25 protein-coding genes are annotated in these 26,277 nt (G+C 51.1%); all 25 read right to left on the bottom strand.

Annotated features, from left to right (window positions below; genetic code table 11):
- Window position 1 precedes the first annotated feature (1 nt).
- Complete coding sequence (locus tag EDM59_RS20695) at window positions 2–826, bottom strand: GNAT family N-acetyltransferase (RefSeq protein WP_122925354.1); 825 nt, start codon at window positions 824–826, stop codon at window positions 2–4.
- Between the two features lie 15 nt (window positions 827–841).
- Window positions 842–1,972 (bottom strand): o-succinylbenzoate synthase, encoded by a 1,131-nt coding sequence (gene menC, locus EDM59_RS20690; RefSeq protein ID WP_122925353.1) that lies wholly within the window; start codon window positions 1,970–1,972, stop codon window positions 842–844.
- Entirely contained in the window at window positions 1,969–2,964 is a 996-nt protein-coding gene (locus EDM59_RS20685) for an ABC transporter ATP-binding protein (RefSeq protein ID WP_122925352.1), read from the bottom strand. The genes menC and EDM59_RS20685 overlap by 4 nt, the downstream gene beginning before the upstream one ends.
- A complete protein-coding gene (locus EDM59_RS20680) occupies window positions 2,961–3,947 on the bottom strand; it encodes an ABC transporter ATP-binding protein (protein ID WP_092267626.1) in 987 nt (328 codons plus the stop codon). The genes EDM59_RS20685 and EDM59_RS20680 overlap by 4 nt, the downstream gene beginning before the upstream one ends.
- A gap of 28 nt (window positions 3,948–3,975) precedes the next feature.
- Window positions 3,976–4,863: a serine hydrolase gene (locus EDM59_RS20675; RefSeq protein ID WP_122925351.1), complete on the bottom strand. Its 888-nt coding sequence runs from the start codon at window positions 4,861–4,863 to the stop codon at window positions 3,976–3,978.
- A 34-nt stretch (window positions 4,864–4,897) separates the two neighbouring features.
- Window positions 4,898–5,758, bottom strand: a complete 861-nt coding sequence (locus EDM59_RS20670) for an ABC transporter permease (RefSeq protein WP_425456012.1) — start codon at window positions 5,756–5,758, stop codon at window positions 4,898–4,900.
- Window positions 5,759–5,825: 67 nt separating this feature from the next.
- Window positions 5,826–6,746 (bottom strand): ABC transporter permease, encoded by a 921-nt coding sequence (locus tag EDM59_RS20665; protein ID WP_092267624.1) that lies wholly within the window; start codon window positions 6,744–6,746, stop codon window positions 5,826–5,828.
- A gap of 20 nt (window positions 6,747–6,766) precedes the next feature.
- A complete protein-coding gene (locus EDM59_RS20660; protein ID WP_122925350.1) occupies window positions 6,767–8,401 on the bottom strand; it encodes an ABC transporter substrate-binding protein in 1,635 nt (544 codons plus the stop codon).
- Window positions 8,402–8,427: 26 nt separating this feature from the next.
- A complete protein-coding gene (locus tag EDM59_RS20655) occupies window positions 8,428–9,297 on the bottom strand; it encodes a MurR/RpiR family transcriptional regulator (protein ID WP_246011140.1) in 870 nt (289 codons plus the stop codon).
- Window positions 9,298–9,362: 65 nt separating this feature from the next.
- Complete coding sequence (locus tag EDM59_RS20650; RefSeq protein WP_122925348.1) at window positions 9,363–10,832, bottom strand: M81 family metallopeptidase; 1,470 nt, start codon at window positions 10,830–10,832, stop codon at window positions 9,363–9,365.
- Between the two features lie 883 nt (window positions 10,833–11,715).
- Window positions 11,716–11,970, bottom strand: a complete 255-nt coding sequence (locus EDM59_RS20645; protein WP_122925347.1) for a hypothetical protein — start codon at window positions 11,968–11,970, stop codon at window positions 11,716–11,718.
- A 620-nt stretch (window positions 11,971–12,590) separates the two neighbouring features.
- Window positions 12,591–13,382, bottom strand: coding sequence for an SDR family oxidoreductase (locus EDM59_RS20640; RefSeq protein WP_122925346.1), 792 nt, complete (start codon window positions 13,380–13,382; stop codon window positions 12,591–12,593).
- 6 nt (window positions 13,383–13,388) lie between these two features.
- The gene (locus tag EDM59_RS20635; protein WP_122925345.1) at window positions 13,389–14,240 is read right to left on the bottom strand and encodes a carbon-nitrogen hydrolase family protein; all 852 of its coding nucleotides are present in this window, start codon (window positions 14,238–14,240) and stop codon (window positions 13,389–13,391) included.
- Between the two features lie 13 nt (window positions 14,241–14,253).
- Window positions 14,254–15,306: a 2,5-dihydroxypyridine 5,6-dioxygenase NicX family protein gene (locus EDM59_RS20630; protein WP_122925344.1), complete on the bottom strand. Its 1,053-nt coding sequence runs from the start codon at window positions 15,304–15,306 to the stop codon at window positions 14,254–14,256.
- A 24-nt stretch (window positions 15,307–15,330) separates the two neighbouring features.
- Window positions 15,331–16,974: a purine-cytosine permease family protein gene (locus tag EDM59_RS20625; RefSeq protein WP_122925343.1), complete on the bottom strand. Its 1,644-nt coding sequence runs from the start codon at window positions 16,972–16,974 to the stop codon at window positions 15,331–15,333.
- Window positions 16,975–17,023: 49 nt separating this feature from the next.
- Complete coding sequence (locus tag EDM59_RS20620; RefSeq protein ID WP_122925342.1) at window positions 17,024–17,815, bottom strand: SDR family NAD(P)-dependent oxidoreductase; 792 nt, start codon at window positions 17,813–17,815, stop codon at window positions 17,024–17,026.
- Window positions 17,816–17,832: 17 nt separating this feature from the next.
- A complete protein-coding gene (locus EDM59_RS20615; protein WP_122925341.1) occupies window positions 17,833–18,732 on the bottom strand; it encodes a VOC family protein in 900 nt (299 codons plus the stop codon).
- 30 nt (window positions 18,733–18,762) lie between these two features.
- Window positions 18,763–18,996 carry a dihydrodiol dehydrogenase gene (locus EDM59_RS20610; RefSeq protein ID WP_183192979.1) on the bottom strand — a complete coding sequence of 78 codons (234 nt, stop codon included), beginning with the start codon at window positions 18,994–18,996 and terminating at the stop codon, window positions 18,763–18,765.
- A gap of 35 nt (window positions 18,997–19,031) precedes the next feature.
- Window positions 19,032–19,541, bottom strand: a complete 510-nt coding sequence (locus EDM59_RS20605) for an aromatic-ring-hydroxylating dioxygenase subunit beta (RefSeq protein WP_122925340.1) — start codon at window positions 19,539–19,541, stop codon at window positions 19,032–19,034.
- 15 nt (window positions 19,542–19,556) lie between these two features.
- Window positions 19,557–20,918 carry an aromatic ring-hydroxylating oxygenase subunit alpha gene (locus EDM59_RS20600; protein WP_122925339.1) on the bottom strand — a complete coding sequence of 454 codons (1,362 nt, stop codon included), beginning with the start codon at window positions 20,916–20,918 and terminating at the stop codon, window positions 19,557–19,559.
- Between the two features lie 17 nt (window positions 20,919–20,935).
- Window positions 20,936–22,873 (bottom strand): NAD(P)/FAD-dependent oxidoreductase, encoded by a 1,938-nt coding sequence (locus EDM59_RS20595; RefSeq protein ID WP_183192978.1) that lies wholly within the window; start codon window positions 22,871–22,873, stop codon window positions 20,936–20,938.
- 38 nt (window positions 22,874–22,911) lie between these two features.
- Window positions 22,912–23,661 (bottom strand): maleate cis-trans isomerase family protein, encoded by a 750-nt coding sequence (locus tag EDM59_RS20590; protein ID WP_122925337.1) that lies wholly within the window; start codon window positions 23,659–23,661, stop codon window positions 22,912–22,914.
- Between the two features lie 13 nt (window positions 23,662–23,674).
- A complete protein-coding gene (locus EDM59_RS20585) occupies window positions 23,675–24,373 on the bottom strand; it encodes an isochorismatase family protein (protein ID WP_122925336.1) in 699 nt (232 codons plus the stop codon).
- Window positions 24,374–24,496: 123 nt separating this feature from the next.
- Window positions 24,497–25,159 carry a GntR family transcriptional regulator gene (locus EDM59_RS20580; protein ID WP_122925335.1) on the bottom strand — a complete coding sequence of 221 codons (663 nt, stop codon included), beginning with the start codon at window positions 25,157–25,159 and terminating at the stop codon, window positions 24,497–24,499.
- A 200-nt stretch (window positions 25,160–25,359) separates the two neighbouring features.
- Window positions 25,360–26,154 carry an HAD family hydrolase gene (locus EDM59_RS20575; protein ID WP_122925334.1) on the bottom strand — a complete coding sequence of 265 codons (795 nt, stop codon included), beginning with the start codon at window positions 26,152–26,154 and terminating at the stop codon, window positions 25,360–25,362.
- Between the last annotated feature and the right edge of the window lie 123 nt (window positions 26,155–26,277).

The following is a 26,277-nucleotide window of genomic DNA, read 5'->3' as shown; positions in this document are numbered from 1 at the left end:
ACTACTCCCCCTTTGGGCTTCGTTTTAGGACATACGCATGCACTGTCTGCTCACTCTTTAACAGACCAACTACTTCATATCCTTCTGAAAAGGCAGTCTGACAAGCTTTTCGCAATGCAAACCGCCACTCTTTTGCAAGCTGTAGGTGTTCTTGCTTCATAGCTTGAATGTTCGCAGGCACACTCAGCAAAATCCCTGCGGTGTCGGTCTGCGCTTGGCGAGCTACCGGACGCGGCTGTTCATGGAAAAGCTCCCAATCCAGCATTCGCGGATACTCGCTCCACTCGCTGCGTTCATTCGAGATGCCCTGCTCCCGATTTGCCACCCGCTTTGCTTGCAAATCCCATTCCAGCAGGAACCGATCCGTTGGCATCCCTGCGTTGATGCCATCGTTCATTTCACCGTAATAAGCTTCGATGTACGTTCTTACGGAACCGCCCAGCTTGTTCAGATTCAAATTCGCATTGCGCGTCTCGAGTGGATCATACGTCCAGGTCATTTTGTCATAACCGTACGCAATCGCCCATTTGCGCTGCTCCCATTTCAGCTTTTCACCAATTCCCCAGTCGCGGTACTCCGGAGCAATTCCGAGCATATGCGAGCAGAGATGGGCTTTGCCATCCTTGAAGCCGGCAAAGCCGTAGCAAAAGCCAACGGGCCGATCCTCGTGAAAAGCGGCGATGACGACTCCCCCATTGTGAACAGCCGCGATCAGCTGTGTGACCGGAGAAATGTTTTTGTCAGCCCATACGATCCTTTGAAGCTCTTCCACTTCAATCATTTCTGCAACTGTCGTCATGATGCGATAGTTCAATTCTGGCTTCATCTGCCACCCACCCCGTTACCCAATCGTTACGTTTTCTGGACGAAAACTTTTCTCTAGTACCTGCAAGGATTTCACGACTTCCCAGTTTATTGCATAGCCAATCCCTGGTCCTTCTGGAACCGCGAGTACACCTGGCTTTAGAAACTCGACTTCAGGCAGCACGATGTCCTGCTTCCAATAGCGACTGGAAGCGGCTGTATCCCCAGGGATCGTAAAGTTGGACAAAGAAGTAATCGCGATATTATGCGCACGGCCGACGCCACTTTCAAACATGCCGCCGCACCAGACCGGAATGTTGTTCTCCTGGCAAAGATCGTGAATCTTCTTGGATTCAGTCAATCCTCCTACCCGGCCCACTTTGATGTTAATAATCCTGCAGCTGGAAAGCTCGATCGCCCTTCTCGCATCTTCAACGGTATGGATGCTTTCATCGAGGCAGATCGGCGTTTTCAATTGACTCTGCAGACGAGCATGATCCACGATATCGTCGTGTGCCAAAGGCTGTTCGATCATGATCAGGTTGTAATCGTCGAGCTGTTTGATCAGATCGATTTGATCCAGGGTATAGGCTGAATTGGCATCTGCCATCAATGGCAGGTCGTCACCAAAACGTTTGCGCAAAGCATCAATCAGTGCGATATCAAAGCCCGGCTTGATTTTTACTTTGATTTTTTTGTAGCCCTCAGCAACGAATCCTTCTACTTTGGAGACGACTTCTTCGACAGTAGGTTCAATCCCGACGCTGACCCCTACATCGATCTCCTTGCGCTTGCCGCCCAGTGCCTGTGCCAAGGAAATCCCTTGCTGCTTCGCATACAGATCCCAAACGGCACCTTCCAAAGCTGATTTTGCCATATGATGACGGCGGATCGGCGCGAACAGTCTGGCTACATCCTCCGGTCGCTCGATCTTGTTTTTGAGCAGCATCGGGATCAGCAACGCTTCCATCATGTAAAGTACCGTTTCTGTCGTTTCTTCATTATAAAAAGGCAATGGCATCGCGACGCTCTCGCCGTAACCGGTTTCCCCCTCGCTATGGACGCTGATCAGCAAAAAGTCCCGCATCGTCTGCTGTCCGATACTGGCTTCAAAGGCTTGCTTGAGCGGTAAATGCAATCGTCTCATTTCAATTTTCTCGATTTTCATGCTTGCTGACTCCTTTCGTCATGCGAGTACAGATGACAAGCCACGATATGATCCGGCCCCATCACCGTCTCCGTCGGTCGCAGCGTCGTACATAGTTCTGTAGCGTGGCGGCACCGTGGATGAAAAGCGCAGCCCACTGGCGGATTTGCCGGGCTCGGCACATCTCCGCCCAGCACGATCCTCTCTTTTTTCTTTTCCGGATTGGGGACAGGTACCGCCGAGATCAAAGCTTGCGTATAAGGGTGGAGCGGATTTTCAAACAGGCTCTTTTTATCTCCGATTTCCACGATTCGCCCCAGGTACATGACCGCGATCCGATCACTAATATGGCGAATGACGCCCAGATCGTGGGAAATGAACAGATAGGTCAGCCCCATGTCCTCCTGCAATTCTTTCATGAGATTTAAAATTTGCGCCTGGATCGATACATCGAGGGCCGAGACCGGCTCGTCTGCTACGATCAGCTTCGGAGAAACAGCGATGGCACGCGCGATCCCGATGCGCTGCCGCTGCCCCCCGCTAAACTCATGCGGGTAACGATCCGCATGCTGCGGATTCAAACCGACCAGCCTAAGGAGCGCCATGACCCGCTCACGCATGGGGCGGGTATCCGATGGCGACACTCCCACTGATAATGCCTCCGCTAAAATGGTAGCCACGGTCAAACGCGGATTAAGCGACGAGTACGGATCCTGAAAAATGATCTGCATCTGGCTGCGCATATCACGCAGCTTCGCCTGTGGCATTTCGACGAGCTCTTCCCCGTGGAAACGCACAGAGCCCGCACTCGGTTTTATTAATTGCAAAATGCTGCGCCCTGTCGTCGATTTGCCGCAGCCGCTCTCCCCCACGATGCCCAGTGTTTCGCCTCTCTTCACTTTAAAGGAGACACCGTCGACCGCTTTGACATGCCCCGACGTTTGTCCGAAGAGCCCTTTTTTCAAAGGAAAGTAAGTTTTGAGGTTATCGACGACCAAGAGATCCTCGCTCATATCGCCACCTCCTTATCCTGATAGACCCAGCATCGGACAGAGTGCTTGCCTGTCAGCACGACAGGTGGTTTTTCGCTCTTGCATTTTTCCACCGCATGATCGCAGCGCGAATAGAAAGGGCAGCCTGCCTGGACTTCACCCAAGATCGGAACATTCCCCTCAATCGGTTTCAGCCTGCTCGTTTCCTCCTCGATGCTTGGAATGGACTGGAGAAGACCGATCGTATATGGATGCTTCGGATTGGCGAATATCGTCCGTACATCTGCTTCCTCCACGATCTGGCCGTAATACATCACCATGACGCGATCCGCCATCTCTGCTACGACACCCAGATCATGGGTAATCAGCAAAATGGCCGTCTGCGCCGTCTGTTTCAGGTCGTTCATCAAATCGAGAATCTGCGCCTGAATCGTCACGTCCAGCGCTGTCGTCGGCTCATCGGCGATCAACAGGTCCGGCTCGCAGGCCATTGCTATTGCGATCATGACCCGCTGCTTCATTCCCCCGGACAGCTGATGCGGAAACTCATTCACGATGCTCTCCGGCCGCGGGATGCCCACCTTGCGCAGCATCTCGATGGTTTTCGCACGCCGTTCCTGTTTGGTCAGGTTCGTATGCAGACGGTACACCTCATCGATCTGCTTGCCGATCGTATGAACGGGATTCAGGGAAGTCATCGGCTCCTGGAAAATCATCGAGATATCTCTGCCGCGAATCTCCCGCATCTCGCGTTCGCTCAGCCGATTCAGCACTTTTTCCTTGAAGCGGATACTGCCCCCAAGTTCCCCTGTTTTTTTGGAGATCAGGCCCATGATCGAGAGCGAGGTCACGCTTTTCCCGCAACCCGATTCACCGACCAGTGCCACCGTCTCTCCAGCCCCAATCTGAAAGCTGACCTGATTGACTGCCGTAAAGGTTCCCCGCTCTGTTTTCAGCTTTAGAGAGAGCTGATCGATATCCAACACGGTTTCGTTCTGCTTCATCGCCACGCCCCCCTCTCTTTCGCTCGTTTTACTCGCCGACGAAATGGTCATAGGCGGTTCGTGTCAACTGCGCAATGATGCGTTCTCCTGCTTTCATGGATTCATTCCCATGCGAAAACGCCGCGATGGCAAACGCACCTTTTCCTTCGGGCAGGTATACGATTCCCACATCATTTACGACACTGCCGATCGTCCCCGACTTGCAGGCAATGATCGTCTTGTCAGGCAGCAGATAAGGAATGCGATTGCGCAGCTGCTGCCGTTTCATGACGTCCAGAATGCCGTCGCAGGCTTCCTGGGACACCAGCTCGCCTGACGCGATCAGCGCAAGCAGCTTGCACATGTCATCCGGCGTCGACACATTGTTTTCGAGCGTCGGTTGGAAAATGGCGCTGTCCGCATCGATCCCGGTCGTTTGAAAGACTTCGTTGAGCTTGTCGAAGCCCTCTCGACCTTTTTTCTGTCCAGCCAATCCACCACCGATGCTCAGCAGATCCCAGCAGCTATTTTGAATGGAAATATGAGCGAGGCCCAGCTCCTTCATAAAAGCGTCTACCCGCTCAATTCCTACCAGCTCGAGCACTTTATCTGTCCCGAGGTTGTCACTGACGATAATCATCAAGGTCGCCAAGTCCTTCACGGCTACCTCGGCGCCAGGCAAAAACTCCTTGAGTACGCCAGATCCAGAGACCAGATCGTCTTCCGTCAGTCGAATCCGCGTCGCCAGGCTCAGCCTTCCTTCTACCACATCGCGAAAGAGCGTCGCCAGGATCGGAACCTTGAACGTACTCGCCATTTGGAAGTATTGATCGCTATTGATTCTCGCCTCTTCCTTTGTATCCAGATGCTCGACTGTTACTCCAAAAGTTGCGGAGGTTTCGGACAGGACTGACTCCAGCTTTTTCTGCAAGCTCATTTCGGACTACCCCTTTCACAGTAGAAAAGTCGTATTATTTCGGATCAAGCGCATCTCGCAAGCCATCCCCTAGCAAGTTGAAGCCGAGTACGACCAGCATGATCGCGAGGCCAGGGAAAATGGACATCCACCAAGCCTGCCCCAGAAACGCTTTTCCGACGTACACCATGGCTCCCCACTCTGGAATAGGCGGCTGGGCGCCGAGTCCGAGAAAGCTGAGTGCCGCTGCCGCCAAAATACTTCCCCCGAATTGCACCGTCATCAAGACGATGATCGGCGACAAAATATTCGGCAGGATATGCTTGGCTAAGATGACCCGATCCTTGATCCCCAAAGCCCGCACAGCTTCGATGTACTCTTTTTCCCGAATCGAGAGTACAGACGCCCGAACGATCCGGACGTACGAAGGAATAACCGCGATCACGATGGCAATCATGGCATTGGTCAAGCCGGGTCCCAGCACCGCGATGATCGCGATCGCCAAAAGCAAGGCAGGCAGCGCGAGCAAAATATCCATCACCTGCATGATGTAAATCTCCAAGCGCCGATAGTAGCCAGCGATGACACCCAGCGTCACTCCGATGGCGGATGCCACCGTGACGGTAATCAGCCCAGTCAAAAGCGAAATTCTGCCGCCGTACAGCAGCCTGGAAAAAATATCGCGCCCGAAATCGTCTGTGCCGAGCAAATGCTTGGTCCCCGGACCCATCATGCGGTCCTTGAAGTTCATTTGATCGATTGGATACGGTGCGATGATCGGTGCACAGACACAGCCGATGGTAAAGATCAACAGGATCAATGCCCCCGCCATCGCCGTTTTGTTGCGAAACAGCCGTTTGGCCACCTGCGACCAGTAGGATGGTGATGGAGTCACCGGAGGTTCGGCCGCGCGCAGCGGCGGGTGCGTTTCATGCCCCACTTCCAGTTGGCTCAAGTTTCCGCTCACATATCCTCACTCCTTCCTACTCGTATTTGATTCGTGGATCAAACCAGCTGTAGAGCAAATCGACGATCAGGTTGGTGATCGCGAACAGAAAAGCGACGAAAAAAACAAGTCCTTGGATCGTAGGCAAATCCCGCTTCCCGATGGATTCAATCGCGAGTGAGCCGAGGCCTTGCAAGGAGAAGACTGTCTCTGTGACAATCGCTCCAGCCAAAAGGGCTCCGAACTCCAGACCAATCAGGGTAATGACGGGGATCACGGCATTTTGCAAACCGTGCCGGAGTATCATCCACAGATGCGGGGCGCCTTTCGCCTGCGCAGTTCGCATGTAATCCTGCTTGATGACATCGAGCATGCTGGATCTCGTCATCCTGGCAATCAGCCCGGCTTCACCCATCGCCAGCGTGATCGACGGCAGGATCAGGGAAAAGAAGCCGTCGTATCCGGATATCGGGAAAATAGGCAGCTTGTAAGCAAAAATCCAGATGAGAAACAACGCAATCCAGAAGCCAGGTGCAGAAATACCGATCAAAGAGAAAAAGACCACGAGCCTGTCGACCCATGTGTTTTGCTTCACCGCGGAAATGACACCTACCACGATTCCGATGACCGTAGCCAGGATGACACTGTACAGCGCCAGTTGAAAGGTAATCGGGAAGCGCTCCACGATTTCCTGCCATACCGTATAGCCTGTGATGTACGACGTTCCCAAGTCTCCCTGCAAAAGCTTGCCGACAAAGCTGGCGTACTGGACGTACCAAGGCCGATCCAGACCCAGCTGCGCATTGAGTGCCGCGATCGCTTCATCCGTGGGGTGTTCCCCGAGCAAATATTGCACGGGGTCCCCTGGGATCAGATGAACTAACAGAAAGATGAGGATGGTGACGCCCAGGAGCGTCCCCAAGAGCGACAGCAGTCTGCGAATCAGGTATCGTTGCAAAACGCCCCACCTCCCTTTCGTTATTTGGTAATGCGAATGTCACCAAACGGAATGTCACCAGTGAACGGATTGAGCTTGTAGCCTTCGATATTGCGAGTTGCGGTTACAGACTCAGCCACATAGAGCGGTACCCATGGCGGATCTTTCACGAGGATTTCCTGTGCTTCCTCGTATACTTTCATGCGCTCTTCCTCGTTCATGGTCGTGCGTCCTTTTGCCAGAAGCTCATCCACTTTTGGATTCGAGTAGTGAACGCGCTTGGAGTTGTCGGTTTGCATCAACAGATAGAGAATATCCGGATCGTTCAGTCCGAAATAGAGCAGGAACAGCTCATGGTTTCCTTTGATGGCTTTATCTTTGAGCGTGGCGATATCATGCACAGCGATCTTGGCTTCGACCCCGATTTCTTTCAGCTGGCTTTGCACGATTTGTGCTACGCGCTGCAGTGCTGGATCTTCTGGAAGGAGCAATTCAAAGGAAAGCGGTTTGCCGTCTTTGTCTGCGATGCCATCGCCGTTGGTGTCGGTATAGCCTGCCTCTGCCAGCAGCTGCTTGCCTTTTTCCACGTTATGTCCGTACATATCCTTCGCCATGTTCTCGATCTTTTCGCTATAGCCAGGGATGGTTGGCGGAAGCGGTCCGAAAATCGGCTGTGCAAAGCCCGACAAGGCAACTTGCACAATCGGATCACGATCGATTGCCATCGCGATGGCTTGCTTGATCCGTACGTCTTTGAAGATTTCCTTCTGGTTGTTAAAGCCCAGATATTTCATGCCTTGTTCCATGGACTTCTCGATTTTTGCCCCCGGAATCGCTTGCAGCTCCTGTACATAGGTGCTCGGCACTTCCTGCAGGATGTTGATCGTTCCCTTTTTGAACTCGAGGATGCGCGTGTCATCGTCCTTCAGGAAACGGAAGGTGATTTTATCCACATAGGGAGCTCCTTGATTCTCTGCGAAAGGCAGTGCCCATTTGTAATCCGGGTTTTTGGCGTAGGTCACGGACGCTCCACGCTTCACTTCCGGATTCATAAAGGGTCCGGTCGCAAGCGGTGCTTCCCCGAACTTGTCTCCTTTTTCTTTCAGGCGCTCTGGATCAAACGGAGCGAGGAAGGTTCCTACCAGCATGTTTGCAAAGGGAGCAAACGGCTCCTTGAAATACACTTTTACGGTTTGGGCATCGACTGCTTCGATCTTGTCAATCGGCCCTGCCAAATCCTTGTTGGGGGAAACTGCCGCGAACCGCTCGATCGACGCTTTGACTGACTCTGCCGTCAGTGGCGCGCCGGACTGGAACTTGACGTCCTTGCGCATGACCAGTGTCCATACTTTTCCGTCCTCGGAGACCTGCCAGGACTCAGCCAGATGCGGCACGAGTTTTCCTTGCATATCCCGGCTCAGGATGGAATCGTAGGGCTGGTTGTTTGTATTGTCCAGCCAGGTCGATTTCTGCGGATCAAATGTATCGGGCTCAACAGGTGCCGCGACCACAAGTGTACCGCCTTCCGTCGCAGCTGGTTGTGCGGCTGCGGGCGCATTCGTTGTGGTGCCTGACGCGTTTGGTGCGCTGGTGTTCGTAGTCGAAGAGCATGCTGCGAGCAACAAGGACAGGCTAAGACCAATCGTTGTCAAGCTCGATAAACGCCTTTTCTTCATGGACAATCCTCCTCTTTTTGCTTCCCCTAGTTTTCTTGGACAAACGGGTAAAATTGCTCACTCGTCTTGTCATACTTCTGTATCCTTTTTTTCACCCGCTCCCGATCCAGCTGGGACACGCCGCTCACCACTGCATTCAGCAAGGTGAAAATCGAGGACATGCCGCGCAGCGTCGTCGGAGAAGGTGTCGTTACTTTGAGCAAAACGTCTGCCAGCGGCCCGATCGGGGATAGCTCATGATCCGTAATCGCCAGAACCTTGGCTCCTTTATCCTTTGCCGCCTTGGTGAAGTAATAGGTATCCTGCAAATAGCGGGGGAATACAAGGGCAATCATCAGCCAGTCTTCGTTTGCCTCCGAGATCAAATGGTTGGCATCGTCGATCTGGCCTCTGTACAGCAGCGTATCCCCTTTGACGATATTTAAGGCATACGATAGCCAATAAGCAGGGGCAAAGCTGGAGCGTCCGCCGACCACGACGATTTTCTTTGCCGAGACGATCGTCTGAATCGCAGAATCGAACAGGTAACGGTCCAGCGCATGCAAGGTTTTTTGAATAAAGGCGAGATCCTGTTCCAGCGTAAAGGAAATGACATCGTCGCTGTCGTTGAACTCGTAGGTGGTGTTGTGCAAGGTTTGCACCACGTTCTCTCGGATGACGGGAAATAACAGCATCTGACGCAGCTCGTTTTGCAGCTCGCTAAAGCCGGAATACCCCAATGAATAGCAGAGACGAATCACTGTCGTTTCACTCGTTCCGCTGTATGTCCCAATCACCTTCGCCGGATGGAGAGCAACTTGATTCGGTTCATCGAGGATGTATTTTGCTACCAACTTTTGCTGGTTCGTCAAGTGCTCATATGATTTACGAATTCTCTCGTGCACGCTCTCCGTCAAATCAACAGTCCTCCTTTGACTGGTGTAGCCGCTAGCTTCTGGCTGCCCCATTCATGAGCGATCTTTTAGGAACGCGCGATTTCATCCAAAGGATAAACCGGTCGATTCAAGCGTTTGTAGTCAAAGGCCTGGAAGCGCAGCGTCGTCAGTCCAGGGGAGTCCACGGTGATGATCTGTGCAGCAATTGGCTCGAAGCTCGCTCGGAAATGCTGGCTGGATTTCAAGGAAACAATTTTGAATTGCGTGACATCAATTCCGTGAAGAAGGTAGACCTGCTCATCCAGTACCTGTGTTTTGACCGAGCAAACGAGGATATCCACGCCATTTGCCTGTAGACGAGCAGATTTGCCGAGGTTTACCGGCTGCCCTTTTCCCATCGGAGAAGACGTAATGAACGCGCCATCTGTAAGCGATTTGACATAAGCCGTCAAAGCGATCGGCTCACCGTGCAAGTCATCCGTTTTTCCTCCCAGCTGCACCTCGATCGTCGCGCCTACTCCTTTTTCATGAGCGATTGCTGCCACTTCCGGGTCGTAAATAAATCCGAAGCAGGCACTGTCCAGCTCCGCTTCCAGCATGGCGCGCAGCAGATATGTTCCATCTCCCGGCGTCCCACCACCCGGGTTGTCAGACGTTTCATTGATCACGACCGGAAAGGCACTCGATGCTTTTGCCAACGCAAGTCCTTCTTGTGGCGTTACCACGTCTGGGGCAAACTCTTCACGCTTCTCCCAAATCAGATCGGCAATATCTTCCGCGGCCCTTTTGGCGAGCGCTTCATCGTTGTTTGCCACCGCGACTACCGTTACCCCTAATTCAGGAATGTCTGTATACGGAAAGCCGTGGAAGAACGCACAGTCTACCATTCCAGGCTCTTTCTCCCATTTGTAGCAGGCTTCATTGATATCTTTTGCCGGAGATAGATTTGTCGTAGAAGTAGGAACGATCAGTGGGAGCTTCGCGAGGTGCATTCGCGGGACCAGCTCGCCTTTCACCATTTTCTCCGCTAGCTCTACCGCTTCCAGGCCCCGCTCGTAGCAGTCCGTGTGCGGATAGAGATGAACTCCTAGCAAAATATCTGCTTCTTTGACCATTTCGTCTGTAATATTGCCATGCAAATCGAGGGTGACGATCACTGGAATCTCGTAACCTACCTGCTGGCGAACGGCTTTGATGAGGGCTCCCTCCAGATCGTCTACGCCTTCCGCGACACCTGCTCCGTGCAGAGACAGGCAAATTGCGTCCACTTCACCGGCTTCGGCGATCCCGGTTAGCAGTTCATCCTGCAAGGAAAGAAACGTTTCTCTCGTGATCGTACCTGCTGGATACGCATTGGCCGCGAAGGCACCGACGACTTCAATGCCCCGTTCCTTGGCACCATCGATCATTCCTCCGAGAAAATCCCGCACACCCGTATGATTGGTCAAAATCTCGTCTCCGCGTGCCCATTCCCACAATTCAAAAAGCTCGCGAGTTGTAGGGACATTCGAGAAGGTATTCGTTTCGTGCATGACTTCTGCAATTACGATTTTCATCACCGTTCCCCCTCCATTTTTCATGTTTACGTTACTTTGAAGTATATACTTTAAAATAGTCCAATGAATGAAGTCGTAACTCTAGTTGCATTATAAGATGCCAATCGGAAAAGCTCAATATCAAATTCAGAAAATTATATTTTTTGTTTATTTTCTCGGTAAAAGATTTTCGGTTGAATGCATGGGGAAAAGAGAGAAAACGCTCTGTTAATAGGGCCACTTGCTTTGGGGTCATCCCTGTACGGCTCCATTTCAAAAGCGGCACCCGCGTCCAAAGTGGTCCGCTCTCAGATGCCTGCTCAGAGGTGGACGCTCACGGCAGGTTCCGCTTTTTCCATTCCGCCTCGGCTGTGTCCCTAATGCCTTCGCTTTTTTCTCTCTTTTCCTGGGTCAACTCTTACTGGTAGCTCCGTTTCCAAATGATAAAAAACGCTGGGGCTCACCTGATCAGTCATTTGTTTTCGGCAGGTCGGCGGTGATTTTTTCAGTGGTATTTGGGGCGGAAGTGGAGGGGCGGAAAAGAGAGAAAACGCTCTGTTAATAGGGCCACTTGCTTCGGGGTCATCCCTGTACGGCTCCATTTCAAAAGCGGCACCCGCGTCCAAAGTAGTCGGCTCTGGATGCCTGCTCAGAGGTGGACGCTAACGGCAGGTTTCGCTTTTTCCATTCCGCCTCGGCTGTGTCCCTAATGCCTTCGCTTTTTTCTCTCTTTTCCTGGGTCAACCTTTTCCGTTCCTCGTTTGTTTTTTAGTGAAAAACGGTTGGGCTCATTGTACAGAGATCATAAAAATTTAGACTGTAGTTAAAAGAGTCAGAGACAGTCCAGGACACGAAAATAAAGTCCTAGACTGCCTCTGTTTCCTTGAGCCTACGAAGCCGTTAGTCAAGAAATGTATTTCGCGACTAACGCAACGATAGCTATTAGTAAAATTCCAAATCCAATCATCCACGAAAACACTGCCCATGCACGAAAGGTGAAAAAGATTGGTAGTTGAAAAGTTAATAAATCCCCTACTACATGAAGTAGAGCCTCCCAAAATTTCTCTTTCTGGTCTCCCTTTTTCCACAAAAACACGCCAAACAAAACGAAAAAAATGGCACAGGCAATGATTGCAAAACCACCATAAGAATTCTCCAAACAAATGACTCCTTACACAATGATTATTTAGCATTCAGCCGTCACCTTACGCTCGCTCCCAGTCTAATACTTTAATAATGGGTCTAAAGCTTTGTTTTCAACCAACATCTAGTAAAAGTGCTTTTTCTTTCGGCAGGTCGGCGATGATTTTTTCGGGGTATTTGGGGCGGAAGTGGAGGGGCGGAAAAGAGAGAAAACGCTCTGTTAGTAGGGCCACTTGCTTTGGGGTCATCCCTGTACGGCTCCATTCCCCCAAAGTAGTCGGCTCTGGATGCCTGTTCAGAGGTGGTCGCTCACGGCAGGTTTCGCTTTTTCCATTCCGCCTCGGCTGTGTCCCTAATGCCTTCGCTTTTTTCTCTCTTTTCCTGGGTCAACCTTATCCGTTCCTTGATTGTTTTTCGATAGGGCTCAATGAATGGTTCTTTTGGATGCTGAAGCTATGATCCTAGGTTGACGATAGCAAAACGAAACCGGAAAGATAGACATAAGAAAGCTGCAAGGAGCCTAATGTCCCTCTTGTTTGTGCAAAAAGAAAAGAACCGTCAGGCTGCCTAACGGTTCTTGGTTCTCATCTGGACCAGCTTTCAGCCTCGCTGTTATTCCTCATCAAACAAATCCTATTATACCGTTGCCTTGATCTGTCCTCCATCTACCTGCAAGGATGCACCCGTAATGAAAGACGCCTTTTCGGATGCTAGGAAGGTTACGGCTTGTGCGATTTCCTCGGCGGTTCCGTAGCGGCCCAGCGGAATTTCTTTTGCGATCTCTGCTTTGATGACTTCTACCGGAACGCCTCTCTGCTCTGCCAATCTGCTTGTGATTTCTTTGGAGCGATCTGTCCAGGTCGGGCCTGGCATGACCTGGTTGACAAGAATGTTGTCCGGTGCCAATTCGTTGGAGAGATGCTTGGAAAGACCGGAGATCGCACTGCGAGCCATGGTAGAAATGACACCGCTTTGGCGTGGCTGCTTGACCCAGGTAGAAGTCATATAAATAATGCGTCCCCATTTGTTTTCTTTCATTTTGGGGATGACGCGCTCCGTCATTTGCAGCACAGGATACAGCATCATATCCATGCCGTTCTGCCAATCGCGGAAGGTCGTATTGACGAAATCTGCCGTTTTCGGCCCTCCGGTGTTGCACACCAAAATATCGACACGACCAAAATGATCGAGGACCTGATCCATGAGTCGGCCCGTTTCTGCCGGGTTGGACAAATCCGCCTGCACATGAAAGACATCGTACTTGCCGCCTTGGGAGAGCTGTTCGGCTGCCTTTCTCGTACTCTCTTCATTTCGCGAGCTGATCGCTACACGAGCGCCTTCCGCGAGCATCGTTTCAGCCACTGCATACCCCAGTCCTTTACTCGCTGCTGTAACTAGAACCACTTTCCCTTTCAATCCTAAATCCACGCTGTATCACTCCTCTTGTTTGTGGGCCTGCTGCCAGTCGTAGACCTCTGGACGTCGTTGGGAGAGGGACGGTACTTTTCGGCGAACCTCCTCCACCAGATCCAAATCCAACTCAACCGTGATGACGCCATCTCGATCCGACGATTGGGCAATCACAATCCCCCACGGGTCTACTGCCATGCTTCTTCCGTAGCTCCAATCTCCATTTGGAGGAAATTTGCCATGTGTAGCGGGCGCCACCATGTAAAGCTGGTTCTCGATCGCTCTGGCACGCAGAAGCACCTCCCAATGGTCTTTGCCGGTATGGAGCATAAAAATGGCAGGGACCAGTATGACCTTGGCGCCCTTCAAAGCCAGAATCCGAAACATTTCCGGAAAGCGGATGTCAAAGCAAACACTCAAACCTACGGGAACTCCCTTGATTTTGGTGACAACGATGTCATTCCCAGCCGCTTCGACCTGACTTCCTGAAAATTGACGGTCCCCTACTTGTGCGTTAAAGGTATGAATCTTGTCGTACACATCCTGTATTTCCCCATCGGGATCCAGGACGCAGCACGTATTGCGCAGCTTCTCAGCGCCAGGGTCGCGCAGCTTCATGGTTCCCGCCACGATGTAGGTTCCGATTTCCCTCGCAAGCTCTCGCAATCTCGTAATCGTGGGTCCGTCGATCGTCTCTGCCTTTTCAAAAAACTGCTCTTTCGTTCCCATCAGGTGAAAATTTTCGGGAAGAACGATCACATCCGGATCGCTCTTCGCCGCTTCCCTGATTAACTCGATGGCTTTCGCTACGTTTACCTCCACTTGATCCGTTACCTGCATTTGGACCATGGATACTTTCAGCGTGTTTGGCTTCATATTTTTCCTTCCCTTACGAGAGCTTCAGCTCTGGCGCGACAATTTTCCCTTCTCTGATGATCTCTTTACCGTCCAGCTCAATCGTGCAGCCTCTCATCGGGATATCGTAATGGCATGGCGTAAAGCGTTTTTCGTACGCATTCGGACCTGTTGACCACATGAAGTTGCCTTCAAAGGAGCGCGCATCCATACCATAGGTCTCATTGCCGTAGAAGTTGAGTGCTTCCCACAGGGCCGTTTCATCCAAGCCCCAGCCGAAGTGAGACGTGCCATACACGTTGTTATCGTGATGGGATTCAAAATATTGCTTGAAGAGAAGCGTATCCAGCCCTTCGCCTTTGATGTCCGTGATGAAGCCTTTTTCGATCGTGATGTCGATTGGGGAAGCTACGTAGCGGTTGAGCGGCAGCAGTATATCTCCCGCATCCAGAACGACACGGCCATTGACGGTTGGGGTCGCTGGATAGAATGCGACGAATCCGCTGGCAAAATGGTCCCATCTGCCCGGCTGATCCGTATAGCCGTACTGGCCGATTAGCGGCGTTTCTTTGGTGAGCTGTACGGTAATATCTGTGCCTGCCGCTGTCGTCACTCGCATCGAGCTCGCCTGTCTGAGCATATCCATGCTGGTTTCTACCCGTTTTCTCAAGGATTGGCGCGGGAACATGCGCTCCAGAATCTCGGCTTTCTCCCAAACCATCAGCATTCTTGCCCCGCTGCCCAAGGTAACGGCTCTGGCTTTGGTATGAACCAGTCCTTCCGCCGTCACATCCACGACCATGTCTGCCTTTTTCAGCGTCTCCATCGCCTGCGGGACGGAATCAATATACATGTCGATATCTTGCGTCTTTCTGCCGATGTACGGCAAATGCGCGTGACGAATACCCGGGAATTGCAGGTTCACTCCGTAAGCGCCCAAAGATTCGATCGCACTGAGAAAAGCCTCTACGTAACCTTCGCGAGATTCCGGCTGACTGGCCACGACGACGAACTCTCCCTGGCGAACTCCACATAAAACGAGTTCATCGTAAAACAGCTTGGTTAATTGAGTCATGTTTACTGCCATGTAAATCCCTCCATATCCATTCGTTTAGATAGCTGGCTGCTTTGGTGCGCGCTGCCTATTGCCTTCCGAATGACACATCTCTTTGCATCTGGATTCGGAAGAACAGGTAGTTGAGGAGATCCATTGGTCCCCGTAGAACGGACACTTCACAAAGTCGCTCACATGCTCCGTCTCCCCGGAAACAAAGCAGGTCAACGTGTCGGAAACTCCTTCGGGGACATCCGGGATACGTATGAAATACTGCGCCCAGGTGCGTTGTTTTCCCAAAAGGATCGCCAAGATCACGGGCATCACCAATGCCAATGCAAGTGTGAAAAAGACGGAAAGCGCTCGCCATGCATCCCCCCACACACCCAAGGTTGCCGCCATTCCCGGTACCATCGGAATGATCAGCGAGAGGAACCCCACCCAGTTTATTCCTGGCAGATAGGCGCGTCGAAACTCAGACCAACGGGGGATTTGATAGAGTGGTCGAACCAGCATCAGCTCTCCAAATGTGGAACCGACCCACGCTGCAAAGAAAACTCCTGCAAACGTAGCAATCGTCGGAAAGTACTCGAGAAAGGGGCTGACGACCATAAAAAAGCCGAGAATGACGTACGGGATCAGCAACCAGGAACGCATGAAGCTCTTTTTGGAAATCTGTGCGATCACGTTGTCAAACGCGAGCGTCCCCAAGTACATGTTCATGACGTTCCCCCGAACCTGTGTAAGGAACACGAGCAGCAAGCCAATCGGCCCAAGCACTCTCACGAACGTAATACCCGGATCGGGATTTGTACCATTGGAAGCAGCCAGGAAGAAAATGCCCATCGCTCCGATAACAAACGAATTAATCACCGAGTTGATGATGACCTGAAGCACACTGCCCTTTTTCCGTTCGCTGCGCCGGGTCATCCGTGTAACATCTGTGACGGCAAAGATGTTCATGAATCCGAATGCGCCCATCCAAGCCCCGGTTGCCGCCATGATCGACATCCAGGAGGTGGGAGTCTGACTAGGATTGAGCGTCCACCATGCTGTGGCAAAAGCCGCGTTTGACAAATCTGACCAGCCTGCGTAAAGTCCGATGAAGACCAATGCGAGTCCGACCACGTAAAGGACTAATGTAAATGTTTGAATTTTCGAAATCCAGACCATGCCATAGATCCCAAGCGGTATAAAGATCGCGATAATGATCAAAACCAAAATCCAGAACGGAACCATCGGAATCATTTCATGCAGGGATCTGGCTATGACGGAGGTCTCCATCGAGAAGAGCAGCGTCAAATACAATCCGACGACCACAATCGTCAAGAGTGACCCGTAGTATCCGTAGCTGCCGCGGCCCATCAAGTCCTTTCCGATGCCTTCATTTGCTGATTTATTGACTGTGAAAGCTACACCTAGCCCCACCATTACGACCGAGATGGCAAATCCGATCAGGACCGAGGCTGCCCCGAAAGAAAGCGTGAGCAGGGCTCCCGTGAGAGGGTACGCTAATGCGGTAGAGAGTCCCATCCAGCTCCAGGCGCTGCTCCAGGCGCTGAATCTCCCATCTGCTGGGACTCGGCGCAGGCCGTAGTCGTCTTTATCGTGGGTCGAGTCTGCCTTTCGTTCCTTGTCTCTCGTATCGTAGAAGTAGGATTCTGGTAGATTCTTTATCTTTGTCACATCGTTACCAGACATCTGAACGCCCCCAACCATTTAGTGATCAATCGTTGATACGAGATGATGTTTACTCGCTTCTCCCTGAAGTTTTGGCAAGCCCGCGAATGCTGATCCCGTTGTCCGCCTGAATGATCGTGCCCGTCATGGTCTTCGCTCCCTCGGAAGCGAGCATGACGTAGAGATCCACATAATCCTCTGGGGCGGGAATAAAGGGAAGCGGTAATGATTGTTCCACTCCTGAAATGATCGAGGGAACCTCAGGACCCAATGTTTTCGGCATGCCCATCGTTGTTTGGATAACGCCTGGCGCGACTCCATTTACACGGATCGCCGGAGCCAGCTCATAGGCGAGCTGCTTGATCAAGCCCGCGACGGCATGCTTGGTCGCTGTGTAAAGTGGACCTCCCCCTGCGGGATAAAAGCTGGCGTGAGAAGCCGTAAAGATCATACACCCCTGTGACTTCACAAGCTCTGGCAGTACCGCTTTTGCCCCTAAAAAGCAACCCTTCACATTGATGTTGAAGATCTCTGCGAAGCCGTGATCGATACTGTCCAGCGTCAGCTCCGAAATGCTCTTGTTCCCATCGAAAATGCCTGCGTTCCCTACAAAAATATCGACCTTCCCAAAGGCTTCCACAGCCGCTGAAACCATCCGTTCATTGTCTATGGAAGAGCTGACATCTGCCTGAATTGTGATGATATCTTCCCCGAGAAGGGCCTTCATCTCCGTGAGGCCCCGCTCTGACCGGTCGACGACGCAGACCTTTGCGCCTTCTGCTACATAGCGCTGGGCAACTGCTCTGCCCAGACCTGCCGCTGCCCCTGTAATCACCGCTACTTTTCCATCTAGCCGTTTCATTCCGATTCCTCCCACTCCTACGTCCCTCTGATGAAGCTACTTGGAGGTCGCTTGAGCTTCGACCAGGACTCCAGCGTATCTTGCATGCTTCTCCATATTTTCGTAGGAGAGTCTGGGTCCAGATAGGCTTGCTCCGCTACGTACTCGAACCGATTGCCGCCCGGCTCCAGATAGTACGCGTAGAGATTTGGCCCGATCGGATGGCGTCCCGGTCCCAGCTCGACATCCACTTCAAATTGGGTGAGAACATCGCAAGCTACTTTAATATGCTCAATGTTGCTCATCGTCCACGACAGGTGGTGCAAGGTTTCCTGCGGGTTTTTCGTAATGGTAGTCGCAACGTCATGGTGATAGCCGCGAAAGCGCATGAAGGTCATCATATAATTTCCGTTCATTTCAGGATCCACGATGTCGGATACTTTAAAATCGAGAATCTCTCGGAAAAAGTCGGTCTCTTTTTTGACATCAACCGCCATCAGGTTGATATGATCGATGTTCAGTGGCGCCGATGCTACATTGCGCGGATAAGCGGGTCTCGCAGGATTGACATAGGAATTGTCTGCGACGAGGACAAATTCCATTGGGATTCCACTCGGCAGCTGAAAACGAATACCCTTTTCCTGACCGGGCTCTGTCCCGTTATGTCGCACTACCGATACACCTACTCCACTGATTTTTTTGAAGAAGTATTCCAGCTCATCCTCGTTATCCACCCGGACGGCGAAGTGTGTTACACCGGTTCCCCCCTCTGATACGGCCAAATCGTAGTTCTTGTCGTAGCCGCAGCCCAAGTAGACCACGCCGTTCTCTCGCGCAATTTCCACCAGCCCTAGACCGTTTTGGTAGAAATGCAGTGCTTTGGACAAATCCTGGACCTTCAGTTCAACGTGTTCGAACCTTTGCGCTTTGGAATGCATCCGGCTTCACCTCTTAGCTTCTTTTCGATTCTATTTTTTCGGGGAAAGGGACTCATCGATCCCAAAATGCAGCTCAAAAAATTTGGAAAAGTGCTCTGGCTTGAGTAACGCCAGACTTTCCAGCTGCATGGGGTCCAACAAGATCTTGTCATCACTCTTCTTGGACTCGATCTGCAGCAGCTCTCCATTTTTCGTCCTTACTTTTCGGACATGAACACAAGTGAATTCATTCGCGATTTGGATAAAGTCTTGGTCCTCTTGCATACTCCACACACCCGCTTTCTTTTGAAGTGTCATAGCTAGATAAATATCGCGAGGTTGCTCATGGGAACCGTCGTATGATCAAGCAGGATCAATCGCTTGGAAAGCTTCCACTCCCCATCCTCTTTGCGAATGGAATCGTGTCTCTCCCCGCTCAAAAACTGAAACGATGTCGAGTCAAATTTCCCACGGTACAAAAGAAAATTTGTCTTGTAGTGCAGCTCGTTTTCGTGCTGCTCATCCTGTCTGGCCCGAAAATTGGTCAGAAAGTGCCTTGTCCGCGAAGCCGGATCTTCTGCCCAGTTGTATTCGGAGAACGTCCGCATAATCCGGATCTCCATCGTGCTCTTTGTCTCGTTCATCAGACTGGAGTGCTGGCTGAATTCAGATGGCGCAGCCTTTTCCCGTGTCACGCGGATAGGTATTCTGTACGTAAAGTCCTCCGTCATCACATTCAGCCATTCCTTGAATTTTCGGTCATCAATCAACTCGGCTTCCTGCAGAAAAAACTCGACGCCCTCATGGTAGAGGTCAAAGGGAACTTTCATGTGACTTCCTCCTCTCTATTCGTCCTTGAGCATGTCCTCGACGTAATGCCGGTACATATGACGTTGGTTCCCTTCTTCAAATCGCGGATAATAGGCGATCCCCGGAAATGGCCAATCCATGACTTGCTTCGCCGTGCCCATTCCTTCCATACCCATTTGCAGATTCAGCTTCATGCTTTTTTTGGCAAAGGTTCCACCTGCATTTTTCGTGATGGACTCCCAAGGCACCGGATCATCCAGCTCAAACGTACCTGCGATTCCAAATGTCGACATCGCTGCTTGATAGGAAGCCTGCTTGAATTCATCCGAGGTATTTTTGTACATGAAAAACCAGTTCCATACCTCAATTTCATCTTTGCTGATCGGTTGCCATACCCGCCATGTGAACAAGGGCGTAGGAGGGACATTTTTCGGGTCCGGACTCAGCGGCAGCATCAGGAAAGAAGTGTTCGGGAAAATATTGCCTACACACACACGCGACCCACGCGCCAACTCCAGCTGCTTTTGGGACAGGTTCTGGAGGTTAAAGGTCTTCACGATTTCCTCTGGATAAAAGAAGAACAGAGGGGCATCGCTTTCCATGTCGATCGAAAAACTGACAGCATGGCCATTTCCTGCCTGGATATGATAGCCTTTCATATTTTCCTTGAGCGGAATCTGCATCACACCGATGTCATAGGTCGATGCATGCAGATACATCAGATGATAGTCATCTCCGGAAAAGTTCTCCGCGGCTGTCTTCCAGTTGGACTTGATGATGAAGCGCTGCGGCTCGCCGAGCACCTCCATCCCTTCGTCCTGGAGGGAGAAGATCATATCCAGGTACCAGCCTATTCCGGCAAGAGACTCTTTCAAATCAGTAGCGTCCTTATCCAAACTAGCAAAAATGAAGCCATGAAACACTTCTACTCGTGGTGCATGGGTAAGTCCCCATTCCTTGCGATTCAGCCCGCTGTACGCCTCTTTGTAAGCAGGAGTTCCAACCAGTTCGCCGTTATTCTTGAACGTCCAGCCGTGATAGGGACAGCGAAAATGAGAGGAATTTCCCTGAGAGGCCCGGCAAATGCTGGCTCCGCGATGCGGGCAAACGTCCAACATCACGTGAATTTCGTCTTTTTCTCCTCTGCTGACAATGAACGTGTCATTCCCGATGGAGCGCAGTACATAATCACCCTTGTTCGGAATTTCCGACATGTGGGCCAGGTAGTTCCAACGTTTATTGAAGATTTTTTCCAGCTCTACCTGGTACACTTCTTCATCGTTTAGGAGGGCGAGATCGGTAATCCCTAGTTCCAGATTGTCTCTGAATTTTTCCAGAAGCGCCCGTACTCGCGGAGACATCGTAGATACATTTGCTTCCTTCGTTGTGTTGTTCATGAGCTAACCTCCCCTTCTTAAATGCGTAGGCCCGTCATGTAGCCTTCGTGGATGGCGTCATAAATTTTCCCTGGCTGCTGCCCGTCTCCGATGTGGTAGATCTCTTTTTTCGCTTGTTCACTTTCCGCAGCGAGAAAAGCCGTATTGGATTGAAAGCCCGTAGCGTAAACGATCGTGTCAGCTGTGAGCTTCTCTTCCGTGCCATATCGATCCACGACGGTCAGTTCGTTGCCCTCTACTTTTCTCGCCTGTGTAGACGTTCGGACGTGAATCTTCTTTTGGGAGAGCAGCTCTGTGTAGGTCATCTTGAACGTGACCAAGTCGTCCTGCATGTATTGTTCCTGCTGCTCAATGATCGTGACGTGTCTACCCTGCTCCGCCAAAAAGAGCGCGGTTTCCACCCCAGTCCAACCTCCGCCCACGATGACCACATTCTCTCCGGTACTGACCTTCTCTGTAAGCACATCCGTTGCATAGATGGCTTCGGCTTCCTGCCAGCCTGTTATCTGCGGAGGCTTTGGTCGTTTTCCTACCGCGATCACCACGGCATCAAAGTCCCCGTTGTGTACATCATCCCTAGACGCTTCTGCTCGAACGATTTCAATATCCAGCTTTTGCATCTGTGCCCGATAGTACGTTAGCAAATGTTGAATGTCTGATTTATAGGGCGATGCAGCAGCGGGCAGCAAAGCACCTCCCAGCTCGCCTTTTTCAAAGAGTGTGACGCAATGGCCTCGCAGAGCGCTCACTCTCGCCGCTTCCATCCCAGCGGGTCCGCCGCCGACAATCAGCACTTTTTTGGGAACCTCTGCCCGCTGGATAGTCAGCTCTCCCTCTCTGCCTGTAGTCGGGTTCACTGAACAACGGATGGAACGGAAGCGAAAGAACGTCCTTTCCATACAACCGTCGTTGCACCGAATACAGGGAATGATGTCATCGGCTCTATCCTGCTGCGCTTTTGCAGGGAAATAAGGATCAGCGAGCAAAGGTCGGCCCAGCGATACAAAATCCGCATGATTTTCGGTCAAAATCTCTTCCGCGAAGGCAGGTGTCGTAATCGATCCGGATGCCATAATTGGTACGGAAACATGCGGCTTGATTGCCTCCGCTGCCCATACGTTCGGTCCTTTTGGGATGACCATCGGGCTCACCTGGTAGTTCATCATGTGGTGATCGCCGCCAGATACATGGAAGGCTGCAATGCCCAGCTTTTCTGCCTGCTTGCACACTTCGATCGTCTCGTCAATCGTGATGCCATCCGGCTCGTAATCGGTACCGTTAATTCGCATCGTAATCGGGAAATCCGCACTGACTTTCGATTTCACGTTCTTGATGACCTCCAGCAAAAAACGCATGCGATTTTCCAGCGTTCCGCCGTACAAATCATTTCGCTTGTTGGTGTGGGGAGACAAGAAGTTCGTTATGAGATAGCCGTGCGCTGCATGGATTTCGACCAGGTCAAACCCGGCTGTTTCCGCTCTTCGCGCTGCATCCCCGAAGTCTTCCACGATTTTTTTGATCTCTTCGATAGTGAGCTCGTCGGGAATCACACCTGTCTGCTCGTAAATCGTCGGCCACGGGATGCGCGATGGCGCTTTAATAGGAGGGGTTGCCAAAAACTTTTGTCTTCCGCAATGCTCGATTTGGATGCCTACCTTTGCCCCTTCATCATGGATCGCCGAGACCAGCCAAGAGAGACCGGCAATATGCTCGTTGCTGCTGATGCCCAATTGGCAGTACGCTGACTTGCTCGCTTCATCGTCTATGTACGTGTACTCGACAATAATCAGGCCGGTTCCCCCACGAGCCAGCTCCTTGTAGTGCCTGACCAATCTCTCAGAGACCGTCCCATCCATATTGCTCAGTCCAGTCGATTGAGGCGCTTTCACAATCCGGTTTTTCAAAGTAAGCTTTCCAATTTTCCCAGAAGCAAATAATTTGGAATACGTTGCCATGATCTACAACCCCCATCTATTTCCTTTTTTCGTGAAGCTCAGCATGCACCAGACAGCAGCTTCCCAGCACTCGGAACAGAAATTGGAATATTCAGTTCTTTTAAGATCTTATAAACCGTTGCTGTACCAGCAGAGAGTACGGGTAGCCCCAATCTATCCTCGACGATTTGAATGGCTGGTAGCGAAGGCATCTGCACGCATGCAGAAAGAACAACGGCATCTGCTTCCCTGATATCGAGCCCCTTTACGATATCTGGCAGCTGCAAGGGATCTAATCTTCCTACCTGGAGATTATCTGCGACTTCCAGGCTAATAGAGTCGGTAACGCGGATGCCGCTTTCCTCGATATAATCCACGACCATTTGGGTCAATGGCTTCATGTAAGGCGTGATGATCGCCACCTTTTTGGCTCCCAATGCTTCGATTCCTTCGATGAGTGCACCAGCGCTGCTGACGATGGAAGTAGGTGCACCATTTTCCTTTGTCGCTTGATGAAGGCGGGACTCAGACAAGCAGTGATAGCCCGAGCCTTGCGACATGATGGCAACCAGGCAAGCGTACGCGATGACGTCACATCTGGCGTCGGACAGCTCCAGCGCGCAACGGTCGCTGTCTTTGTCCATCTGCGCCAGCTCTTCCTTTGTCACATGCTTCATTCGCATGCGGCTGGAGTGGAAGGTAAAGGAATCGGCTCCATTCTCCATCGACCGCAGCATGGCGGGAATTTCTGTCTCCATCGTCGTATTGGAGCTCGGAACGATGAGACCTACTCGATAATTTTTACTCACAACTGACACCCCTCTATTTATTTGATGGTTGGGTTAACTCCTGGATTAGTTCTTCGGTGCTGATCACATCAGCGTATTTTTGCTGCATGTCAAACAGATTGATCGTATGGGAGGTAAGACTTCTGTCAAAGACGCATTCCTCTGGAACAATCACCTGGTAGTTATAGGAGAACGCATCTACAACGGTACTTCGGATGCACCCGCTCGTGGTACAGCCCACCACGATGAGGCTATCCACCTGATTCGCCATCAAGTGCGTAACCAGAGGAGTACCGAAGAAAGCACTCGGCTTTTTCTTGGAGAGCACCACTTCCTGTGGCAGCGGCTTGAGCTCTTCCACGATCCACGTCCCCTTTTCTCCTTCACGCATCGCCGGATGATCAAACAGGGTTCCTTTCACAGCAACACGCTCATTGGATGCGTGCTTGTGTCCCTCGATAATGGTGTAGTAAACGGGAAGCTGCTGCTGCCGGGCGACATCCAGCAGTTTCTGGATCTGCTTGATCGCCTCCCAGCTTGTCGCCCCGCAGCTTGCGGGATATTTTTGGATAGACTCCTCGATAGGCTCGACCTCTTCGCCTGTAAACCCATAAGTGACATCCACGATCACCAATGCAGGTCTTTCCCCCACGCCGTACTTCTTGCCAAAACCGCTGGTCGAATAGTTCTTCAAGTCTTGTTCATCGAGATACTTTTCCCAGATACGAGCCATGATCAGTCCCCTCTCTTCACGATGGACAGCTTCTTATTACCATTTTTCGCTTCAACTGTTAGAATTTAGAATTCTGAATACAGTCGACTAAAAATCCTAAAAAAAATTATGAAAATCCTCTATTTATAACCCTTCATCTATAAGCTTACTTTTCAGGAAGTCCATATCATTTTGGATGTGCACTTGCATTTTCTCTTGAGCCAAAGCGGAGTCTCTGCTCTTCAAGGCTTGGTAGATCTCCTGGTGCTCCTGCAGGAAGTCATCGTTTCCGTAGTAGAACTTGTTGAAAAACGTATTCCGGTACAGCAGCGTCAACGTGCCAATTTTATCGACCATATTTTGCAGGTATTGATTTTTGCTGGACTGGATGATCTGCGCATGAAAGAAGGTATTCAGCTTCACCACATCGGCGATTCTTTTCTCGCTCAGCGCTTGCTCGACTTGCACCAAGGATATTCTCAAATCCTCTAGCTGCTCATCGGTCATGAGCTGGGCTGCCAGAGAAGCAGCTACTCCATCCAAACCTACCCGAACCTGAAAGAGCTCCAGAACGTCCTGTGCGTTTGGAAAATAGACAGAGGTATTGCCGTCACGATTGACCAGTAGACCCTCTTGCTCCAGTTTTCGAAACGCTTCACGAACAGGACTTCTGCTCACCCCTAGTTCTTCTGCTACCCAATAATCCACTAACCGGTCACCCGGCTTGTACTCTCCGGTAATGATGGATTCTCGAATTTTCTCGAAGATCTGCTCATACAAGGGCATTCCCTTTTTTACTTCAAACATAAGTTATCTCCTTTTATCAACGAAATCAGCGTACGGTATACAGTCGACTAATGGGTTGTTTTTAGTATATAGGCTCGAAACGAAAAAGTAAATGTTATTTTCTGATTTTTTAAATTAATTAGAATTGAATATTTTTACGATTGGTTAAATCTTGTACAAATGAAAAACCCGCCAAACTCAATTAGCGGGTTCATAAAACCTTACTCCAAAGAATCAATCACCTTCTGAATATCCCGAAGGCTCGCAATTTCATGAGCAGGTACGATCTCTCCCTCGTGCGTTACTCCGTGGCGATTAATCCACATATTGCGCATGCCGACCTTATTTGAGCCGAGGATGTCTGTCGTCAGCTTGTCGCCGATCATGACGCCTTCCTCTGCCGTGATTCCGAGCAAGCTCATCGCATGTTCAAAAATGGATGCAGCAGGTTTGCCTTCCCCGAACTCGCCGGAAATGACGATATGATCGAAATAGGGAGCGAGACTCGGCACACCGGCCAGCTTTTCTTTTTGCAAATCAGGAGATCCGTTGGTGAGCAGCAGAAGCTTGTATTTTTCCTTCAGTTGATCCAAGACCTCGAAGGTTTCTTCATAAACAATCGGACGGTTTCTTCTCTCTGCCGGGAACATTTCTCCCAGCTTGGAGCCGAGTTCTTCGTTCTCGAAACCGAGTGCCCGCAATCCGCGTGTCCACGCTTCTTTTCGGTAGGTTGGGACGAACGATTGCAGCTTGCGGAACTCTTCCTGCTGCCCCTCGGCAAATTGTGCCCATAATCCTTCAAATGGATTGATTCCGATCATTTTCGTAAAAGGGAATGCTTCGAAAGATTCATACAATGCGCGCGCTTCACGCCGAACCGCCTCTTCCAAAAGCTGCGTGTCTACTTCGTGATGCTTGCTTGCCTCCGCGCAAGTCGCTTGGAACGCTTCCTTTACACTGCGCTCGTCCCACAGCAACGTATCATCCAAATCAAATAGTATCGCCTTGATCGCCATTTGCCGAAATCTCCTTTTTCTCTCGTATGGTTTCTCTGCTTCCCCTCCATCCTACCAGATTCACCGCTGCACCGAGAAGACTCCTACACAAAGAATTGTCTACCATTTGCTTGATAGAGCCTG

Origin of the sequence: Brevibacillus nitrificans (assembly GCF_003710965.1) — a bacterium.
In the GTDB taxonomy this organism is placed as follows: domain Bacteria; phylum Bacillota; class Bacilli; order Brevibacillales; family Brevibacillaceae; genus Brevibacillus; species Brevibacillus centrosporus.
This window is presented reverse-complemented; position numbering and strand designations above follow the sequence as displayed.

What these genes read in the sequence shown, in the direction of transcription:
- EDM59_RS20605 (WP_122925340.1), bottom strand. Translation starts at nt 19,541, where the DNA reads ATGAAAGTTCCCTTTGACCTCTACCATGAGGGCGTCGAGTTTTTTCTG.
- EDM59_RS20625 (WP_122925343.1), bottom strand. Translation starts at nt 16,974, where the DNA reads ATGTCTGGTAACGATGTGACAAAGATAAAGAATCTACCAGAATCCTAC.
- EDM59_RS20635 (WP_122925345.1), bottom strand. Translation starts at nt 14,240, where the DNA reads ATGAAGCCAAACACGCTGAAAGTATCCATGGTCCAAATGCAGGTAACG.
- EDM59_RS20685 (WP_122925352.1), bottom strand. Translation starts at nt 2,964, where the DNA reads ATGAGCGAGGATCTCTTGGTCGTCGATAACCTCAAAACTTACTTTCCT.
- EDM59_RS20580 (WP_122925335.1), bottom strand. Translation starts at nt 25,159, where the DNA reads ATGTTTGAAGTAAAAAAGGGAATGCCCTTGTATGAGCAGATCTTCGAG.
- EDM59_RS20675 (WP_122925351.1), bottom strand. Translation starts at nt 4,863, where the DNA reads ATGAGCTTGCAGAAAAAGCTGGAGTCAGTCCTGTCCGAAACCTCCGCA.
- EDM59_RS20610 (WP_183192979.1), bottom strand. Translation starts at nt 18,996, where the DNA reads ATGCAAGAGGACCAAGACTTTATCCAAATCGCGAATGAATTCACTTGT.
- EDM59_RS20630 (WP_122925344.1), bottom strand. Translation starts at nt 15,306, where the DNA reads ATGGCAGTAAACATGACTCAATTAACCAAGCTGTTTTACGATGAACTC.
- EDM59_RS20620 (WP_122925342.1), bottom strand. Translation starts at nt 17,815, where the DNA reads ATGAAACGGCTAGATGGAAAAGTAGCGGTGATTACAGGGGCAGCGGCA.
- EDM59_RS20600 (WP_122925339.1), bottom strand. Translation starts at nt 20,918, where the DNA reads ATGAACAACACAACGAAGGAAGCAAATGTATCTACGATGTCTCCGCGA.
- menC (WP_122925353.1), bottom strand. Translation starts at nt 1,972, where the DNA reads ATGAAAATCGAGAAAATTGAAATGAGACGATTGCATTTACCGCTCAAG.
- EDM59_RS20585 (WP_122925336.1), bottom strand. Translation starts at nt 24,373, where the DNA reads ATGGCTCGTATCTGGGAAAAGTATCTCGATGAACAAGACTTGAAGAAC.
- EDM59_RS20575 (WP_122925334.1), bottom strand. Translation starts at nt 26,154, where the DNA reads ATGGCGATCAAGGCGATACTATTTGATTTGGATGATACGTTGCTGTGG.
- EDM59_RS20595 (WP_183192978.1), bottom strand. Translation starts at nt 22,873, where the DNA reads ATGGCAACGTATTCCAAATTATTTGCTTCTGGGAAAATTGGAAAGCTT.
- EDM59_RS20695 (WP_122925354.1), bottom strand. Translation starts at nt 826, where the DNA reads ATGAAGCCAGAATTGAACTATCGCATCATGACGACAGTTGCAGAAATG.
- EDM59_RS20615 (WP_122925341.1), bottom strand. Translation starts at nt 18,732, where the DNA reads ATGCATTCCAAAGCGCAAAGGTTCGAACACGTTGAACTGAAGGTCCAG.
- EDM59_RS20650 (WP_122925348.1), bottom strand. Translation starts at nt 10,832, where the DNA reads ATGAAAATCGTAATTGCAGAAGTCATGCACGAAACGAATACCTTCTCG.
- EDM59_RS20660 (WP_122925350.1), bottom strand. Translation starts at nt 8,401, where the DNA reads ATGAAGAAAAGGCGTTTATCGAGCTTGACAACGATTGGTCTTAGCCTG.
- EDM59_RS20680 (WP_092267626.1), bottom strand. Translation starts at nt 3,947, where the DNA reads ATGAAGCAGAACGAAACCGTGTTGGATATCGATCAGCTCTCTCTAAAG.